At 45.3% G+C, this 16,360-nt stretch carries 13 protein-coding genes and 1 tRNA gene; 10 read left to right on the top strand and 4 right to left on the bottom strand.

All coding sequences use genetic code 11. The features are described from left to right. Positions 1–90: 90 nt before the first annotated feature. Genes L4C35_RS17575 through pepA form a run of 3 tightly spaced genes read right to left on the bottom strand, consistent with a single transcriptional unit; the run spans position 91 to position 5,008 of the window. Entirely contained in the window at positions 91–2,964 is a 2,874-nt protein-coding gene (locus L4C35_RS17575; protein ID WP_428464118.1) for a valine--tRNA ligase, read from the bottom strand. A gap of 28 nt (positions 2,965–2,992) precedes the next feature. Continuing rightward, a complete protein-coding gene (locus tag L4C35_RS17570; protein WP_428464117.1) occupies positions 2,993–3,445 on the bottom strand; it encodes a DNA polymerase III subunit chi in 453 nt (150 codons plus the stop codon). Positions 3,446–3,499: 54 nt separating this feature from the next. After that, positions 3,500–5,008, bottom strand: a complete 1,509-nt coding sequence (gene pepA, locus L4C35_RS17565; protein WP_428464116.1) for a leucyl aminopeptidase — start codon at positions 5,006–5,008, stop codon at positions 3,500–3,502. 196 nt (positions 5,009–5,204) lie between these two features. On the opposite strand from pepA, the gene lptF reads away from it, so the two are divergent. Together lptF and lptG are read left to right on the top strand one after the other, a co-directional pair. After that, the gene (gene lptF, locus L4C35_RS17560; RefSeq protein ID WP_428464115.1) at positions 5,205–6,311 is read left to right on the top strand and encodes an LPS export ABC transporter permease LptF; all 1,107 of its coding nucleotides are present in this window, start codon (positions 5,205–5,207) and stop codon (positions 6,309–6,311) included. After that, positions 6,304–7,374, top strand: a complete 1,071-nt coding sequence (lptG, locus tag L4C35_RS17555) for an LPS export ABC transporter permease LptG (protein WP_428464114.1) — start codon at positions 6,304–6,306, stop codon at positions 7,372–7,374. Before lptF ends, lptG begins: the two co-directional genes overlap by 8 nt. Positions 7,375–7,441: 67 nt before the next feature. Here lptG and L4C35_RS17550 read toward each other — a convergent pair whose 3' ends face one another. Continuing rightward, positions 7,442–7,933, bottom strand: a complete 492-nt coding sequence (locus tag L4C35_RS17550) for an RDD family protein (protein WP_428464113.1) — start codon at positions 7,931–7,933, stop codon at positions 7,442–7,444. A gap of 441 nt (positions 7,934–8,374) precedes the next feature. Here L4C35_RS17550 and L4C35_RS17545 point away from each other — a divergent pair, with 441 nt between their 5' ends. The 8 genes from L4C35_RS17545 (at position 8,375) to L4C35_RS17510 (ending at position 15,884) form a co-directional block, all read left to right on the top strand. Then, entirely contained in the window at positions 8,375–8,689 is a 315-nt protein-coding gene (locus L4C35_RS17545; RefSeq protein WP_428464112.1) for a PTS sugar transporter subunit IIB, read from the top strand. Positions 8,690–8,797: 108 nt separating this feature from the next. Then, positions 8,798–10,132, top strand: a complete 1,335-nt coding sequence (locus tag L4C35_RS17540) for a PTS sugar transporter subunit IIC (protein WP_428464111.1) — start codon at positions 8,798–8,800, stop codon at positions 10,130–10,132. A gap of 62 nt (positions 10,133–10,194) precedes the next feature. Continuing rightward, positions 10,195–10,524, top strand: a complete 330-nt coding sequence (locus L4C35_RS17535) for a PTS lactose/cellobiose transporter subunit IIA (RefSeq protein WP_428464110.1) — start codon at positions 10,195–10,197, stop codon at positions 10,522–10,524. Then, the gene (locus L4C35_RS17530; RefSeq protein ID WP_428464109.1) at positions 10,517–11,827 is read left to right on the top strand and encodes a 6-phospho-beta-glucosidase; all 1,311 of its coding nucleotides are present in this window, start codon (positions 10,517–10,519) and stop codon (positions 11,825–11,827) included. Before L4C35_RS17535 ends, L4C35_RS17530 begins: the two co-directional genes overlap by 8 nt. A gap of 81 nt (positions 11,828–11,908) precedes the next feature. Then, on the top strand, positions 11,909–12,640 hold the full coding sequence (chbG, locus tag L4C35_RS17525) for a chitin disaccharide deacetylase (RefSeq protein WP_428464108.1): 732 nt from the start codon (positions 11,909–11,911) through the stop codon (positions 12,638–12,640). A 106-nt stretch (positions 12,641–12,746) separates the two neighbouring features. Further along, positions 12,747–13,742: a LacI family DNA-binding transcriptional regulator gene (locus tag L4C35_RS17520; protein WP_428464107.1), complete on the top strand. Its 996-nt coding sequence runs from the start codon at positions 12,747–12,749 to the stop codon at positions 13,740–13,742. Between the two features lie 177 nt (positions 13,743–13,919). Beyond that, positions 13,920–14,004, top strand: a tRNA-Leu gene (locus L4C35_RS17515). Positions 14,005–14,228: 224 nt separating this feature from the next. After that, on the top strand, positions 14,229–15,884 hold the full coding sequence (locus L4C35_RS17510; protein WP_428464106.1) for a methyl-accepting chemotaxis protein: 1,656 nt from the start codon (positions 14,229–14,231) through the stop codon (positions 15,882–15,884). Positions 15,885–16,360 lie beyond the last annotated feature (476 nt).

Genomic DNA, 16,360 nt, shown 5'->3' with positions numbered 1-16,360 from the left:
GAAGAGCTTGATGAGGGATTATCGTGATCAAAAAAAGCCCGACGAGTTATCGTCGGGCTTAATGCTATTTATACGCTTGTGCTGTATGGCTTACAGCGCAGCAATCGTTACTTTTTGCGTTTCTAGTTTAGCCAGTGTTTCTTGGTAGCCTTCTAGTTTTTCACGCTCTTTCGCGATAACCGCTTCAGGGGCTTTAGCAACGAAACCTTCGTTACCTAGCTTGCCTTCGATGCGTTTGATTTCGCCTTGGATCTTAGCGACTTCTTTGTCTAGACGCGCTAGCTCTGCATCTTTATCGATAAGACCCGCCATTGGGATCATTAACTCAGACTTACCAACAAGAGACGTAGCACATGCTGGTGTTGCTTCACCATCAGCCAACACTTTAATGCTGTCTAGCTTCGCCAGTGATTGTAGAACCACACTGTTTGCTTGAAGGCGTGTAGCGTCTTTCTCGTCTGCCACTTTCAGCATGACGTCTAGGCCTTTGCTTGGCGCGATATCGTATTCAGCACGTAGGTTACGAATGCTAGTAATAAAGGCTTTCACCCACTCGATATCAGCAACAGCATCAGCGTTGAAGTTTGCTTCTTCAAACTGAGGCAGTGCCTGCGTCATGATGGTTTCGCCATCAACGCCTGCCACTAATGGCTTCACGCTCTGCCAGATTGACTCTGTGATGTACGGCAGTACAGGGTGAGCAAGACGCAATGTCTTCTCTAGCACAGTGATCAAGGTGTAGCGTGTCGCACGTTGTTGTGCTTCAGTGCCTTTCCATAGAACCGGTTTCGTTAGCTCTAGGTACCAGTCACAGAATTGGTTCCAGATGAACTCGTAGATTGTGCCCGCTGCCATATCAAGACGGTAGTTCTCGATGTGTGCGTTGAAATCTTTTGCTGCTAGCTCAAATTGAGACTCGATCCACTTGTCAGCCAGTGAGAATTCCATCTCAGCAGCGTTAGTCAGATCAGCTGTCATGCCACAATCTTGATCTTCTGTGTTCATTAGCACGTAACGACTTGCGTTCCATAGCTTGTTACAGAAGTTGCGGTAACCTTCTAGGCGCTTCATGTCCCAGTTGATATCACGACCGGTTGATGCCATTGCAGCTAGGGTAAAGCGCAGTGCATCCGTACCGTATGCTTCAATGCCATTTTCAAACGTTTTACGCGTTTGTTTTTCGATCTTAGCCGCTAGTTTTGGCTGCATCATGTTGCCACAACGCTTCTCTACTAGCTCTTCAAGGCCGATGCCGTCAATCATGTCGATTGGGTCGATAACGTTACCTTTCGACTTCGACATCTTGTCGCCGTTTTCGTCACGGATAAGGCCAGTAACATAAACGGTTTTGAATGGTACTTGTGGTTTGCCGTTTTCATCTTTACAGAAGTGCATGGTCATCATGATCATGCGAGCAACCCAGAAGAAGATGATGTCAAAACCTGTTACCAACACGTCAGACGGGTGGAAGGTTTTAAGATCGGGTGTTTGCTCAGGCCAGCCTTGTGTACCAAATGTCCACAATGCTGATGAGAACCATGTATCCAGTACATCGTCGTCTTGGCGTAGGACAACAACAGGTGCAAGGTTGTTGTTTGCACGTACTTCTTCTTCTGTACGGCCAACGTATACATTGCCTTCGTTATCGTACCAAGCTGGGATGCGGTGGCCCCACCAAAGTTGACGAGAGATACACCAGTCTTGAATGTCACGCATCCAAGAGAAGTACATGTTTTCGTATTGTTTAGGTACGAATTGGATCTCACCATCTTCTACGGCTTTGGTTGCCGTTTCTGCAAGAGGTGCAGCACGTACATACCATTGGTCAGTTAGCATTGGTTCGATAACAACGCCACCACGGTCACCGTAAGGTACGGTTAGATCGTGATCTTTAATCTCTTCAAGTAGACCAAGCTCTTCAAATTCAGCGACGATAGCTTTACGTGCTGCAAAGCGCTCCATACCGTGGTATTTCGCTGGTAAATCTGTGTTGTATGCTGTGCTTGGCTCACCGTTAGTGGTGAAAACTTCAGCCGCATCACGGATGTCTGCATTGAAAGTTAGGATGTTGATCATAGGCAGGCTATGACGTTTACCTACTTCATAGTCATTGAAGTCGTGCGCAGGGGTGATCTTCACACAACCTGTGCCTTTTTCCATATCAGCGTGTTCATCGCCAACAATTGGAATACGACGACCGACGATAGGCAGTAGAATTTCTTTACCGATCAGATCTTGATAACGCGGATCTTCAGGGTTAACAGCAACACCTGTATCACCCAGCATGGTTTCTGGACGTGTGGTAGCGACTACGATGTAGTCTTTGCCGTCGGCTGTTTTCACGCCGTCCGCAAGCGGGTAGCGGAAGTGCCACATGTGGCCTTTCTTATCTTTGTTTTCAACTTCTAGATCTGAGATCGCAGTGTGTAGCTTAGGATCCCAGTTAACTAGACGCTTACCACGGTAGATAAGGTCGTCTTCGTAAAGACGTACGAATACTTCTTGTACTGCATTGGATAGGCCGTCATCCATCGTGAAGCGTTCACGATCCCAGTCTACCGATGCACCAAGGCGACGAAGCTGTTGGGTAATGTTACCGCCAGACTCCGCTTTCCATTCCCAGATTTTGTCGATGAAAGCGTCACGGCCGTAGTCGTGTTTAGTCTTGCCTTCTTCGGCTGCAATCTTACGCTCCACAACCATTTGGGTTGCGATACCTGCGTGGTCGGTACCGACTTGCCAAAGGGTATTTTTGCCTTTCATACGCTCACAACGGATCAGGGTATCCATAATGGTATCCTGGAACGCGTGGCCCATGTGTAGGCTACCCGTGACGTTCGGCGGTGGGATCATGATGCTGTAAGCATCTTTAGATGTGTCACCGTGAGGCTTAAAGTAACCAGCCTCTTCCCAGCGCTGATATAGCGCCTGTTCAATTGATTGTGGGTTGTATGTCTTTTCCATAGCGCTCTTAGAAGGATCTATATGGGAATTAGGGCGTCTCAGGGGCAGCGATTGTCTGCAATTGAATGCCATTTAGCCGATAAGCTTTATAGCGTTCGCGTGCTAGCTGCTTGAGTTTTTCGTCGCAAGGCACGAAGTCTATCACTTGTGCGAAGGTAACCGCAAAATTTGGTGCATCTGGGCTTAAATTAATCAAGACACCACGACGACCAGTATGACGAAGACCTTGCCAACCAATTTCAACTGGAGAGCCACCGCGAGTGCCTTCACCAATCAAATTGTGGGGCACGAAATTATCGGGCTCTTGTTGCCAAAGGTATTCATCTATCTGTTCTGCTTGGTCTTTACTCTCGGCAAGAATATAGACTTTTTGACCTTGCTGATAACTCCATGCTGCTTGATGACAGGCGAAGTGCAACTGATAGTTATTATCAGTGGCTAAATGGGTGTCTTCAAGTATATAAAATGTAGCATGAGTCATCGTGTTTACTCGCTAAAAGAAAAGGGCCCTTAGGCCCTTGTTCTATGATTCGTCTTATTCGACGTTCTCTAGGCCAGCTCGGTTAAGTAAGAATTGGACTAGTAATGGGACGGGACGACCTGTTGCGCCTTTGGCTTTGCCACCGACCCAAGCGGTACCAGCAATATCAAGGTGCGCCCAGTTGTACTTCTTCGTGAAGCGCGACAGGAAGCAACCCGCGGTGATAGTACCTGCACCAGGTGAACCTAGGTTGGCCATATCCGCAAATGGGCTTGCCAGTTGCTCTTGGTATTCGTCAGCCATTGGTAGACGCCAAGCGCGGTCACCCGCTTGTTCTGATGCGTTGATCAGTTCGTGTGCCAGTGGATTGTGGTTAGCGATAAGACCGCTAATGTGGTGGCCAAGGGCAACAACACAAGCACCGGTTAGGGTGGCAACGTCAACCACACATTCTGGTTCAAAACGCTCAACGTAAGTTAGCGCGTCACACAGCACTAAGCGGCCTTCTGCATCAGTGTTAAGTACTTCAACAGTTTGACCTGACATAGTGGTTAGGATGTCACCTGGGCGGTAGGCATTGCCACCAGGCATGTTTTCACAGCCAGCAAGAATACCCACTACATTAATTGGTAGGTTTAGCTTCGCCAGTGATTTCATCGCACCGAAGACGGTTGCCGCACCACACATGTCGTACTTCATTTCATCCATCTGCGCGCCTGGCTTGATGGAGATACCGCCTGAATCGAATGTCAGACCTTTACCCACAAGAACAATCGGCTTCGCGTCTGAATCTGGGTTACCTTTATATTCAATAACCGACATCATGGCTTCGTTCTTCGAGCCTTGGCCTACGGCTAGGTACGAAGTCATGCCTAGCTCTTTCATCTCTTGTTCACCAATGATCTTGGTGTTCACTGTCTCAAAATCATCAGCAAGACGACGAGCTTGAGAAGCTAGGTAAGCTGGGTTTGCCACGTTTGGTGGCATGTTACCTAGGTCTTTACCTGCTTTCACGCCAGAGGCAACAGCTAGACCATGGGCAATTGCACGTTCGCCAAGTGACAGCTCACGACGAGTCGGAACGTTAAATACTAGCTTGCGTAGTGGACGACGCGTTTCCGGCTTGTTGCTCTTGAATTGGTCGAAGGTGTAGAGGCTGTCTTTGGTTGTTTCTACCGCTTGACGTACTTTCCAGTAAGTATCGCGGCCTTTAACGTGCAGCTCAGTTAAGAAACATACCGCTTCCATTGAACCTGTTTCGTTCAAGGTACTGATCGTTTTTTTGATGATTTGCTTGTATTGGCGCTCATCAAGTTCACGCTCTTTACCACAACCGACAAGTAGTACACGCTCAGACAGTACGTTAGGTACATGGTGAAGCAGTAGCATTTGGCCAGGCTTACCTTCTAGATCACCACGACGAAGTAGGGAACTAATGTAGCCATCACTAATCTTATCTAGTTGTTCAGCAATTGGAGAAAGTCGACGTGGTTCAAATACACCCACGACAATACAGGCACTGCGCTGTTTCTCGGGGCTGCCACTTTTAACACTGAACTCCATGCGTACTCCTACATCCTATATAAAGACAATTAGGGCTAAATGTTGGATAATGCCGTACTGACTTGCTGGATCGCTGTAACAGTATAGGATCTAAAGTGCAGGCTAACATTTAGCTGAAAGATAAAAAAATAACTGGTTTACCGAGAAACTATAGTTATTCCAGCAAAAAAACAAGTTTTCTATGGGTATATAAAGCGTGATTATTGTTCGGTATTTGACACGTGAAACATTAAAGAGCCAATTTGCGATTCTTTTTGTGCTTTTTTTGATATTTCTCAGTCAAAAGTTTATTCGTATTTTAGCCTCCGCATCGGAAGGCTCGCTGCCTGGTGATCTAATATTGACCATTATGGGGCTTTACTTCCCATACATGGCGTTAATGATGCTACCGCTGAGTTTATTTATCGGGATCTTACTAACATTCGGTCGATTGTATGCCGAAAGTGAAATCACTGTGATGAATGCCACGGGGATAGGTAATAAATTTCTGATCCAAGCGGCGCTATTACTGGCGCTGATTTCGGGTACTTTTGCGGCTTTTAATGCCCTATGGTTAACCCCGTGGGCAGCAGAGCAAGAAACCAAGGTGATGGAACAAGCTGAGTCCGATTCAGGGCTGAACCTGTTAGTTAAAGGCCAATTCCAAGGTTCGCCTGATGGGCGAGGCGTGGTGTTTGTCGATGACATTACAGAGAGTGGTAAGAAGCTGCATCGAGTGTTTGTGGCTCAGCCCTTCTCTACCGATACACTGCGTCCTAGCATTACGTTCTCTGATCGTGGTTATGTGAGTGAATTACCCGATGGTCGACAGGTACTCGATCTTAAAGACGGTACCCGTTACGAAGGGTTACCGACCCGTTTGGATTACACCATCACTGATTTTGAAGATTACCAAGCACTGATTGGTCAGCGTGCTGTGCGTGAGAAAACCCGCTCGTGGGAAGCGGTGCCGACGGTTGAACTGCTTAAACAATCGAATCTTTCTGCCGTTGCTGAGTTCCAGTGGCGGGTGTCGATGTTCTTATGTATTCCACTATTAACCATGGTGGTCGTGCCATTGTCAGCGGTTAACCCTCGACAGGGGCGCTTTGCGAAATTATTCCCTGCGATCATGATTTACCTTGCTTACTTCTTAGCAATGAGTGCGGCTAAATCAGCATTGGAAGACGGGACAATACCGACTTATATTGGCTTATGGTCGGTGAATGTGGTGACGCTGCTGGTGGCTATCGTACTGAATATGTGGGACACCATGCCTATTCGTGTATTAAAAGATAAGTTCCGGAGACGTGGTAATGTTTAAGATCCTTGATTGGTACATCGGCCGTACCATCATTGCGACTTCTTCGCTGACACTGGCCACATTGGTGGGGCTATCTGCAATCATCAAGTATGTAGAGCAGTTACGTAAAGTGGGTGAGGGCACCTACGACTTATGGAAAGCATTAGGCTTTGTTGCCTTGAGTATTCCGCGTGACATTGAAATGTTCTTCCCGATGGCGGTATTGCTGGGGGCTTTGATAGGCCTTGGTATGCTGGCGTCAAGCTCTGAGCTGGTGGTGATGCAAGCGGCAGGCTTTTCAAAACTCGATATCGGTTTGTCTGTACTAAAAACCGCCGTGCCTCTGATGCTTATTATCATGGCACTAGGGCAGTGGGGCTCACCTCAAGCGCAGAAGATGGCGCGTGAACTTCGTACTATTTGGACTTCTGGTGGCAGTATGCTGTCAGTGCAAAGCGGGGTCTGGGCAAAAGATAACAATGATTTTATCTATATCGGGCGGGTCAAAGAAAAGCAGGGACTAGAGCGCGTTAACATCTGGGAATTTGATGATAACGATAAACTGCAAAAATCGGTTTATGCCAGCTCTGCGCAGTACTTAGCCGATGAAGGGTGGCAATTACGCGATGTAACTGAAACCACCTTTAAAGAAGATCGCCAAACTAATACTCATTTTGAGAGTAAGATTTGGGATACGGTATTATCGCCAGATAAGCTGGCTGTAGTGACAGTGAAGCCTGAAGAGCTTGCGTTATCTGGTGTCTATGATTATGTCTCTTACCTCAAAGAGTCGAAGCAAGATGCTTCTCGTTATGAATTGGCTTTTTGGCGCAAAGCCTTACAGCCTGTGACGATTGCGGTAATGATGTTACTTGCACTCTCGTTTGTGTTTGGTCCATTACGATCCGTCACCATGGGGGCTCGCGTATTATCAGGGGTGATCTTTGGTTTTGCTTTCTATATATCAAACGAAGTGTTTGGACCGATGAGCTTGGTGTATAGCTTGCCGCCGATTATCGGGGCGATGGGGCCGAGTGTGGTGTTCTTGCTGATCACTATCTATCTATTGCGCCGTAAGTTATAAATCGAAGCGCAAAACAGCATGATTAAAAAAGGAGCGTGAAGCTCCTTTTTTATTGGAAGAAAAGGGATCAGTGAACCTTTGGTGTGATGATCATTTCACACTCAGCCATAATATCTTGGAAAGATTGCTTTTCTTTACTAAACAGCGCGATAAAGTTGCCCAAGCCAAAGGCAGATGTCGCCATACGAATGAAAGCTTGTGTGAGGCGAATATTAGAACCATCGCTGTTCTGTAAGCGCAGTTTCCATGCTCGCATGCCTAAGGTCTGTCCTGCTTTACACCAGAAGAAGGCATAGAAAGCGATGATAACCGCGGCTAAATAGCCCGAGTAAAGCATACCCGCAACAGGATGTTTACCTAGATAGGCGCTAGCATCTTCATAACCAGAGATATCCAGTAGGCCCAGCTGAAGTAGTCCGGCAACGAGTGCCATGGCTACCCCGCCAGCGAGCATAAGTACAGCGGCAACAATCAATACATCATAGAGCCAAGCGCCTAGTCGGCGAGGTAAAGTGGCGTACTCTTTAGCTGGTTGCACATTTTGCTGCTTTTTTTTCATGATAACTCCGATAATTCCATCTACAGATCACCGATAGCTGTAGCTATGACGGTAATATTGCTTGCTCTAAGGGCAGTTTATCATTATTTGTTTCTTCTGAAACAGACAAAGATTGTTACAGCTAATAAAGGAACGCTATTGTAAGTTACTGATATTAAGTGAGTAACTTTTAGTAAGTAGCAGTTAAATAATTAATCTTTATGGCTTGATTAAGTTAATAATGAACGTTTTTATTTGTATTTTATATTTATTTTTTGAAATTAAATAAATATAGCGATGTGTTTAAATGTAAAAGTTTACATTTTTAAATAATTGAACTTCGATCTTTCTCACCCTTTTTTAATGTTAACGCAACCGGTTGCGCTTTTAAGTTTTGTTTGTCTTGTATACAATTTGTACACAGTGAAAATAAGATGAATAACAGAAAGCAAGGAGCAGAAAATGAAAAAGATTTTGTTATGCTGTAGTGCGGGGATGTCGACCAGTATGTTGGTAAAAAAAATGCAGCAAGCCGCTGAAAAGCAAGGTGTCGCTTGCTTGATAGAGGCGCATGCTGTCACTCATTTTAATGAGCTAATTCAGGAGTTTGATGTTTGCCTTCTGGGGCCGCAGGTACGCTTTCAACAAGCAGAACTTCAGAAAGTTGCCGACATGTACCACAAGCAGGTTGCGCCGATTCCTCCTCAAATGTACGGCATGATGAAAGGTGAGGAAACACTCGCGCTGGCGTTATCTTTATTGCCTGAAATCGCTTAAATCTATTTATAGCCGCTAAAGTTATTTAGCGGTTTTATTTAAAGTAAATTTACTCTGCATTTATTTATGTGGGGTGGGATGTTTCATATTCAAAAAAGGATTCATGTTATGAAGCTCTACGATTCAATAATAAAAATTGTTGAAGGGAAGATCGCACCAATCGCCGTGAAGGTCGGTAACCAAAAACATATACGCGCGATGCGCGATGGTTTTATTGTTGCCATGCCCTTTATTATTGTGGGTAGTTTCATGTTGGTATTTGCGTTTCCTCCTTTTGCTGAAGATACGCAGAATACTTTTGGGCGTGCATGGTTAGATTTTGCTGCGGCGAATTTTGACAATATTATGCTGCCCTACGAAATGACCATGGGCTTGATGGCGATTTTTGTATCGATGGGGATCGGCTATAGCCTCGCTCGAGCCTATAATATGGATGGCATTACCAGTGCATCGTTATCTTTAATGACTTTTTTAGTGGCATCAGCACCGGTAGCAGATGGTGCGTTGTCGACGAGTCATTTATCGGGGACGGGGATATTTACGTCAGTGATCAGTGCGTTCTTCTCGGTCGAACTTATCCGTATTTTGAATAAATATAACGTCACTATCCGATTGCCAGAGCAAGTACCGCCAGCGATAGCACGTTCCTTTGAAATTCTGATCCCTGTGCTGTTTGTTTTCTTGACTGTCTACCCACTGAGCCTGTTCTTCCAAACGCAGTTCGATATGTTAATTCCTGATCTGGTGTTGGAAATGTTCCGTCCACTCGTGAGCGCTTCTAACTCACTGCCTGCCATCATTGGCGCTTTATTACTGTGTCAGCTGCTATGGTTTGCAGGTATTCATGGCGCAGCCATCGTGGTTGGCTTGTTGTCTCCTATCTTCCTCACCAATATTGGTGCTAACCAAGAAGCGTTTTTAGCGGGTGAGCCGATCCCAAATGTCTTTACCCAACCTTTTTGGGATTTCTATATCTTCATTGGTGGTTCCGGTGCCACGTTAGCCTTGGTGATTTTGATGGTGTTTAGTAAATCCATTCACCTTCGTAGTTTAGGCCGCATGAGTGTTGTGCCTGGTTTCTTCCAAATTAATGAACCCGTTATTTTCGGTAGCCCACTTGTGCTAAACCCGACCATGTTCATTCCTTTCATTTTCGCGCCAGTTGTTAACGCCATTATTGCTTATACCGCCGTTCACATGGGCATTGTGGGGATGGCGGTTTCACAAACTGCCTGGACAGCACCTGCTTTGCTTGGGGCGTCATGGGGAGCAGGTTGGACGCTTTCCCCTGTGTTGTTAGTTGTTGCCTTGTTGATTATGGATATTTTTATCTACTTACCTTTCTTCAAAATGTTTGAAAAACAATTATTGGAGGAGGAGAGCAAAGTAGAAAAAGCCAATGAAGCAACAGCAACCCCAGCAGGCGAAGGTATTGCAGCTTAATGGATGAGCGAGGAGGTGAGGCATTGCCTCTTCAAAGAAGAACATGAAAAGGGAGAATCAAGATGGATCAAGAAGCTGTAGTGATGGACATTATTGTTAATGCAGGGGAAGCGAGAAGCCTATGCTTTGAAGCTTTGGCGCAGGCAAGAAAGCAACAGATTGAGACTGCGCGTGATTGTTTAACGCAAGCAAAAGCGTGTTTGAACCGTGCCCATTTAACGCAAACCAAATTGATTGAAGCTGATGAAGGCGAGGGCAAAGTGAAAATGACGCTTGTGATGGTTCACGCACAAGATCACTTGATGACCACAATTCTTGCCCATGAGCTTGCTACTGAGTTGGTGGTGTTACACGAATTGCGACAAGTGGAACAAGGAGTTCAACATGGCTAGAGGTGCATTAAAGTTAGCTATCATTGGTGGTGGTAGTAGCTATACCCCTGAACTGGTGGAAGGGGTGTTAAAGCGACTGGAGTATTTACCGGTTAAAGAAATTCATTTTGTCGATGTTGAAGCTGGGCAAGCGAAGTTAGAGATTATTGCTGCATTAGCGAAACGCATGGTTAAAAAATGTGGTGCAGACATAACGATCAATGCCTCGTTAGATCGTTGTGCGGCTATTACTGGCGCTGACTTTGTGATGACCCAGTTTCGGGTCGGAGGGCTACAAGCTCGTGCTAATGATGAGCGGATCCCGCTCAAATATGATGTGATCGGACAGGAAACGACAGGACCTGGTGGTTTTGCCAAAGCCTTGCGCACTATCCCTGTCATTCTCGATGTATGTAAAGATATCGAAGCATTAGCCCCCAATGCTTGGATGCTTAACTTTACCAATCCTGCTGGGTTAGTCACTGAAGCTGTACTGAAGTACACCCAAGTAAAAACGATTGGTTTATGCAATGTACCTGTCTCTATGACCATGATGATTGCCGAAATGATGGGGTGCCAGCCAGAGGAACTGACGTTGGAAAGTGCTGGCCTCAATCATTTGCTGTGGGCGCATCGCGCTTGGCTCAATGGTGAGGATATAACCGAGCAGGTACTCGAGAAAGTCGGGGATGGTGCCAACTTCAGTATGAAGAATATCTTTGAGGAGCCTTGGGATCCTGACTTCTTACATGCACTTGGCGCTATCCCATGTCCTTATCATCGTTATTTTTATCAAACTGAAGCAATGCTCGCTGAAGAAAAAGAAACGGCAGCACATGGCGGGACGCGAGCAGAGCAAGTCATGGTAACAGAGCAAGCCTTGTTTGAGCTTTATCAAGATACTTCGCTGGATGAAAAGCCTGCATTGTTAGAAGAGCGCGGTGGCGCTTATTATTCTGATGCATCCTTAAACTTAGTGGATGCGCTGTACAATAACCGAAATACCATCAATGTGGTGAACGTGCGAAATAACGGCACGTTAAGTTTCTTACCTGATGATGTTGTTATCGAATGTAGCGCTGTTGTCGGCAGTGCGGGCGCGAGACCACTGGTTATTGAATCATTAAGCCCAGCGGTATCGGGCTTGATCCACCAAGTGAAAGCCTATGAGCAATTAACCGTCGAGGCTGCAGTGCATGGTGACTATGACAAAGCGTTAATGGCATTGACCAATAATCCTTTGGTGCCTGATATCAGTAAAGCAAAGGCGATCTTAGACGATATTTTACGAACAAATTATGACTACCTACCGCAATTTCGCTAGGGTGTAATTGGAACTGGCTAGCCTTGTTCGTATGTGGTTACAAGGCTAGGCAAACCTGTGTGTCGTTTAAAAGGATAAATGATGAAACTGATCGTTAATGCCGATGACTTTGGGTTAACAAAAGGCGTAAACCTTGGCACTGTCGATGCAAGCCTATACGGTGCGGTGCGTTCCACAACGTTGATGGTAGGGATGCCAGCCGAGCAGCATGCACTGAGCTTGTTAAAACCGTCATTGCCGTTAAATATTGGATTACACCTGCGTTTTACGGCTGGTAAACCATTAACATCTGGCCGTACATTAGCGGATCCGCAAGGCCAGTGTTGGTCTAAAGAAGTGATGAAGGGTTATCGAGGTTTTGATGAGGTAGAACTCGCTGATGAAATTGAAGCACAGATCCAGGCATTTAAAGCATTGGGGATCCCACTAAGTCATTTAGATAGTCATCACCATGCCCATTTTCATCCTCAAATTTTACCCGTAATAACAGCCATTGCCGCTTCTCATCACTTGCCTGTGCGCGGACTTTACGACAGTGAGCCAATGAAAGGTTGTCGTTATGAATTTAGCGATAAATTTTACGATACCGCCGTGGCTCTCGATAGCTTGTTAAGCCTCGTCGATCAACATAGAGAAACTTGTGATGTGTTAGAAATCATGTGCCATCCTGCTTATATCGATCAGCCGTTGCTGGAATGCAGTGGTTATGCAATACCAAGAGCGAAAGAATTGGCAGTGTTGACGGATCCTGACTTCCAAGAACAATTAGATCAACGCGGTATTACATTGTGCGATTACTCTGTTTTTTCATGAGATGATTGATACCTTGTCGTGTTGTCGAGCGTGTTTGGTTGTTGCTCTCGCGACTATGGTTCAATAGCTTGCACGAATAGTGTCAAAACAAAGGAATGAAGCCTGTATGGCAAGAATAAAAGATGTCGCATTACTCGCAGGCGTCAATCGATCAACGGTATCGCGAATCATCAATGGCGAAGGCAAGTTTCGTGCTGATACTAAACGCAAAGTTGAACAAGCCATGGCTGAACTGAATTATCGTCCCAGTGCTATCGCGCGTTCGTTAGCAACGGCGTCATCGAATATGGTTGGGCTGTTAGTGACTTATTATACAGGGGGCTTCTTCGGTGAAATGATGGATCAAGTGCAGTCTGAATTAGATTGCCATGGTAAGTTTTTGATCACGGCTCAAGGTCATCATAGTGCGGAAGGTGAGCGAGAGGCCATTCAGCGCTTTTTCGATTTACGTTGTGATGGCTATATTCTGCATAGTCGCCATTTAAGCGATGAAGAACTACGCGAGTTGGCAAAACAGCCGACGCCCTTTGTGTTGCTGGATCGGTTAGTGGAAGGGTTGGAAGATAGGTGTATTACTTTCGATCATACCCTCGCGGCACAATTAGCGGTTAACCACCTAATAGCGCAAGGTCACCAGAAAATTGCTTGTATCTCTGGGGCGTTGAACCGAGAAACAAGCAGGCAGCGCTTTCAAGGATATAAGAATGCATTAGCCGCAGCTGGGCTTCCTTTTGATCCTTCCCTGACGGGCGAAGGAAACTATGGGCGTGAAAGCGGTTATCAAGCCGCGCAGAAACTCTTCCAACAACATGAAGACATGGAAGCGTTATTCTCATGCAGTGAAGAAATGATGAGTGGGGCATTACAATTCTTTCATCAACATAAGATCGCAGTGCCCGAACAGCTATCTGTTACCAGTTTTGATAGCGTTGATTTGTGTGCCAGCTTTTATCCTACGGTGACAGCAGTACATTTCCCTATTAGTGATATGGCACGAACGGCAGTTGCTGTACTTCATCATCTATTGAATAAGCAAGAAACGGATATAGAGCGCCATTTTTTACCACAATTGATGACTCGACAGAGTGTCCTGCCGCGATAATTCTGAATTTCACGAGGGTTAACTAAGATATTTAGTGTGAAATCAGTAAAATAGACGTCGAAAACGTTCAGTTTTCTCTCTGGCTGTGTGTTTATTCAGCAGTTGGCTGGTTTGATACTGTTTTTTCAAAATAAAGGCTTGCTTAGGTTAAGTCCATACGTATAATGAGCTGCATCTGCCCGAGTGGTGAAATTGGTATACACGACGGATTCAAAATCCGTTGCTTTCGAGCGTGACGGTTCAAGTCCGTCCTCGGGCACCAATTTTCGTAGAAAAGCCTCAGCTTACGCTGGGGCTTTTTTGCATCTGGCGATCCCCTTCTGTAACGCTCTTCTTACTATTCTTTTTCATAATATTTTTAATCATATATTTGTATTTTTAGAGCGGTAATATGCGCTAAAAGGATAAGGTTTTATTTTGAATCAATAGTGATTGAACCTCATAATTATATTCGCTAGGGTGCACATTTTTTATGTGGGGTGCACGATGCAACAATCAATGACTTTACAGCGCAAAGCCATCATTCTCGTGGTGAGTTTGGTCGTCTTGTTATTAGGCAGTATTTACTTGGGTGCTACGAGTCAAAAACAAGCACTGGAAGCTGCCAACTATAAACGCGTAGAGCAACTGCTGATGAGTGCCAGCAAAATAGTGAATACCTTTGAAGACCTCGCACAAAACGGAACCCTGCCTGAAGATGAAGCGAAAGCACTTGCGTTAGAGGTGCTCAGAACCAACATCTATACACCGACAGAGTATGTTTGGGTAACAGATGAGAATCGTGTCTTTATCTCTGCGCCGCTGGATCCTGAAATCCAAGGCGAAAACTTTAATATTTTGCGTGATGCCAATAATAATGATGTTGGCGAAATTCTGGCGCGAGCCATTGGCAATAAAACGAACACCATGGTCGATTATGTTTGGTCTTCGCGAAACGGTGATCGTGAAGCGCTGATCCACTCTGTTGCGATTAAAACGGGTGTTTGGGGCTGGTATGTAGGCAATGGTATTGCTAATGATCATATTTTCAATGAGTTTATTGAGCAAATCTCTCTTCGTCTGACGCTCGGCCTTGTGGTTGCCTTATTGATGGGGGCCATCATTTGGTTTTCAATTCAGGCGGTATTGAAGCAACTCGGCTCTGAGCCTGAAACTTTAGCGCGCTTAGCGATGCGTGTGAAAGACGGGGATCTCACTGTACATCCTTCAGAGCAAAACTCTTCAGCCGACGCTTCCAGTATTTATACGGCTTTCATTTCAATGAGAAATGACCTTAACCAAACCGTCAATAATACTGTCATGATGGCCGAGCAGTTGGAGCTAAACTCTCGCCAGGCTAAAAATTCGTTTGATGACCTCACCCAACATGCCCATAAGCAAACCGTTGAAACGGAATTACTTGCAAAAGCCATCGATAATTTGTCTCAAGTTTCTAATGAATTTACACATAGTGCAGAGCATGTTGCTACTGAGACGTTACATTGTTCGAATCAAGGCAGTGATACGCAGACCATGACAAATAATGTTGTTCACATGATGTCTCTATTATCGTCTGATATCGATCAGCTAGTCGCCGCCATGACAGCATTGAATAAAGACATTAATGAAATTGAAAGTGTTGTCACCGAAATTGGTGGGATTGCAGGGCAGACAAATTTACTGGCATTAAATGCAGCCATTGAAGCTGCGCGTGCGGGTGAACAAGGACGAGGCTTTGCTGTGGTTGCGGATGAAGTAAGACAATTAGCCACTCGAACTCAAGAAAGTACCGCGAGTGTTGATGGCATTATTGAGCGTTTAGGACAAAGCTCACAAGAAGCGCTTGCGATTGTGCAAAAAACCACAGCAGCGACAGAGGCGAATATCGGTGGGGTTAAGAGCAGTAGCGATGCCATTGAGCAGCTGCAGCAATCTCTCTCTATTATAGAGGAGCAAGCTGCTGCGATATCGAATTCGGCTAATGAGCAAAGCCAAACGTGCTTGACGATAAAGGAGAGCGTATCGAGCGTATCGAATATTGCAGTCCATAATAATGAGGTTATCAGCCAATGTAGCCAACAACAGGAAGTCTTATTACAACAGGTTGCTCACCTGAAAGCCTCACTGATTAAATTTAAGCTGCAATCAGCACCACGAGGGTAACTCGCACCAATTGATGCCTGTTGGTTTAATGGACGATATAAAGGAAACACAACAAGAGGTGGTTCGAATTTGGTCAAATTCACCCCTCTTGATTGCATTTTGAACGCTTGGTGTTTATTTTCGATTTTTTTGTAATTTACACTTGCCAATGCGATCGTAATCTCTATAATGCGTCCTCACTGACACGGAGCAAGGCGCTTAGCCAGCAACGATAAGTCAGTTTGTTCTTTAACAATTTGACCATGCAATCTGTGTGGGCACTCGTGAAATGAATAGTCAAAACTATTCATTGTTACTTTTTAAGTAAGAATGAATTTGGCATCAATGAACTGAGTGACCAATACAAATATTAAGTTTACTTATTATTTGGCACAGTCAATTCGAATATCATGACTAGCTTCTAGTTATCGATATTCAATCAGTATTCATTGAGCCATCAAAAACTTTAAATTGAAGAGTTTGATCATGGCTCAGAT

The sequence above is a fragment of the Photobacterium kagoshimensis genome (assembly GCF_050337045.1).
Taxonomy (GTDB): domain Bacteria; phylum Pseudomonadota; class Gammaproteobacteria; order Enterobacterales; family Vibrionaceae; genus Photobacterium; species Photobacterium kagoshimensis.
Note: the sequence above shows the minus strand (reverse complement) of the source record. Positions and strands in the feature narration are given on the sequence as shown.